This window comes from Arhodomonas sp. AD133 (assembly GCF_051195215.1).
GTDB lineage: Bacteria > Pseudomonadota > Gammaproteobacteria > Nitrococcales > Nitrococcaceae > Arhodomonas.
Genome location: NZ_JBNAZM010000115.1, coordinates 1 through 2,631, shown reverse-complemented (window position 1 = coordinate 2,631; position 2,631 = coordinate 1). Strand labels below are relative to the sequence as shown.

The window sequence follows — 2,631 nt, the reverse complement described above, 5'->3', positions numbered from 1 at the left end:
GTTGCTGAAAGCAGCACTTCCAGCATGGCACTTGGATGCCGAATAAGGCGGCGGGAGGAGTCCATCCCATCACTCCAACCGACCGCTGAAAGCTCCGGCCGCTTGGCCTCCGCTTTCAGCGGCGATTGAGCCATGCCGTTATCGAGTGGGATAGTAATGCCGACTAAGCTTCTGTTCATAGATACGAACATTCTGCTCGACTTCTATCGAACCAGAACCGATGCGGGGCGCTCATTGTTGCGTCACCTTGACGCGATATCGGACAAGATCGTAACCACATACCAAGTGGAAATGGAGTTTAAGAAAAACAGGCAGCATGCAATTCTGGAAAGCTTCAAGAGTTTGAAAGCGCCCGAGAAAGTGAGCCGGCCAGGGATTTTGTCCGATCACACATCTTTCAAAGCGCTCGAAAAAGACATCGCCGAAGCGAGCCGACGGATTGGCATTCTCAAAGACACGATGCGTCGAGTATTTCGAGATCCTGTGCGGAGTGATCCCGTGTTTCAAGTATGTCAGCGAGTGTTCAAAAAGACAGACGCAATTACATTGACTCGAGAGTCTCCAGAGCGGCGCAAGATTAAGCGCCTAGCCTTGCGCCGGTTTTTGCTCGGCTATCCGCCACGAAAGAAGAACGACACGTCGACCGGAGACGCCATTAACTGGGAGTGGATTGTTGAGGTCGCCAATTCGCAAAAGGCAGATATCCACATCGTGTCTCGGGATTCCGACTACGGAGTCGAGTTGGAGAAGGATGCCTATGTTAACGACTGGTTGCAGGCGGAATTCCGCGACCGTGTATCGCACAAGCGGGCATTAACGCTATCTCCGCGCCTTTCAGAAATCCTCGGGGAGTTCAAAGTGCCTGTATCAGAGGAAGAAAAGGCTGAGGAGGAAGAGCTGATTAAGTCCGGCAGGGAAGAAACGGCTGTGCATGAGATTACCATTGAGGATTTGCTTCGATAACAAGGCGCTCCAGGCGACGCCGGGCCCGCGTGGCGGCCCCGGCGCGCCTGAGCGCGTTCGTGTGTGCCGGGCATGGCACAGAGCTAGGGAGGTGGAAGTCCTCCTGCCAGGTGTTCGCAGAGCCGAAGGCTAGGAGAAGGGCAAGGGCGTCATCGTGAGGTGAGGTCTGGAGGAAGCCCAATCCAAAGCCGCGGGGCGACGAACAGGAACCCGATACGAGGTGTGGTACATCCGGGGCGAGCTGGCACGTGACAGCGAAGCCCTCCATCTGCGACCGGGGTGTGCTTTATAAATCGGGCGTCTACGCGGTGACAGTTCTGTGTCTTACCCCGGGAGGTCTGTCGGCTGTCCAGGGAATGGACTGAGCACTGGGCGACCGGTGCTGATCGGTCGGCAGAAATCAGCCAAGGGCATAGTAGGTGCCAGTGTGTGGCGCCGAAGGCCCGAACAATGACAGGAGACGGAGGCTCCGTGCAGAGCATCGGGAGTGCATCTGACAAGCAGCGTGAGCTGCCCCTGGAATTGCCGGGGGATGAACCCGATGCTGGAGATCGGAGCGAGTCCGAATCCGTTCATCTGACATCGTTGATGGCGCGCGTGCTGAGTCGGGACAACCTCAGCCGTGCCCTGAAACAGGTTCGCCGCAACAAGGGCGCGCCGGGTATCGACGGCATGAGCGTCGATGCGCTCCCGGATTACCTGCGCGAGCACTGGCCGGAGATCCGCCAACGGTTGGTTGATGGCACCTATCGAGCTCAGCCGGTTCGACGGGTCGTCATTGCGAAGCCGCAAGGCGGGGAACGCCCGCTGGGGATTCCGACCGTGCTTGATCGCTTCATCCAGCAGGCCATTGCCCAGGTGATCCAGGGGGAGTGGGAGGACGCCTTCCACCCCCACAGCTACGGCTTTCGACCTGGCCGCTCGGCTCATCAGGCGGTACGGCATGCCCAGAGCGTCATCCGTTCCGGGAAGCGCTGGGTAGTGGATCTGGACCTGGAGGCCTTCTTCGATCGCGTCAACCACGACCGGCTGATGCGGCGGTTGCAGAGCCGGGTAACGGACAAGCCGCTACTGCGACTGATCAACCGCTACCTGAAAGCCGGCGTATGCATCGGGGAGATCACGACGCCGACACGGGAAGGCGTGCCCCAGGGCGGGCCGCTGTCGCCGGTGTTGGCCAACGTGGTGCTGGATGAGCTGGACTGGGAGCTGGACCGGCGTGGCCTGTGCTTTGCCCGCTACGCCGATGACTGTCAGGTCTTTGTCGGCAGTCGGCGTGCGGGCGAGCGCGTCATGGCGAGTCTGCGGCGCTTTGTCGATGCCTCGCTGCGGCTCACAGTGAATCCGCGAAAGAGTGCCGTGGACCGGCCCTGGAAGCGCCGCTTCCTGGGCTTCACCATCAGCCGGCGCGGGGTGCGCCTGAAAGTGGCCGACAAGGCCATCGACAGGCTCAAGCACCAGGTGCGTCGGCAAAGCCGCCGGACACGCGGCCACAGCATTGCCCAGGTGATTGCAGAGTTGCGAGAGACCCTGCTTGGTTGGAAAGCGTACTTCGGCGTCGCCGAGGTGCTGAGCCCGCTGCGGGACCTGGACAAGTGGATCAGGCGGCGATTGCGGAGTTACCTCTGGAAGCAATGGGGCAGAGCGGGCTACCGTGAATTGAGGAAG

The 2,631-nt window shown here is 60.1% G+C and carries 2 protein-coding genes; both read left to right on the top strand.

The window, feature by feature from the left end; translation table 11 throughout:
* Positions 1–156: 156 nt before the first annotated feature.
* Complete coding sequence (locus ACPEES_RS23115) at positions 157–963, top strand: PIN domain-containing protein (RefSeq protein ID WP_435106814.1); 807 nt, start codon at positions 157–159, stop codon at positions 961–963.
* Between the two features lie 588 nt (positions 964–1,551).
* The coding region (gene ltrA, locus ACPEES_RS23110) for a group II intron reverse transcriptase/maturase (RefSeq protein ID WP_435106812.1) at positions 1,552–2,631 on the top strand (1,080 nt) is incomplete at its 3' end.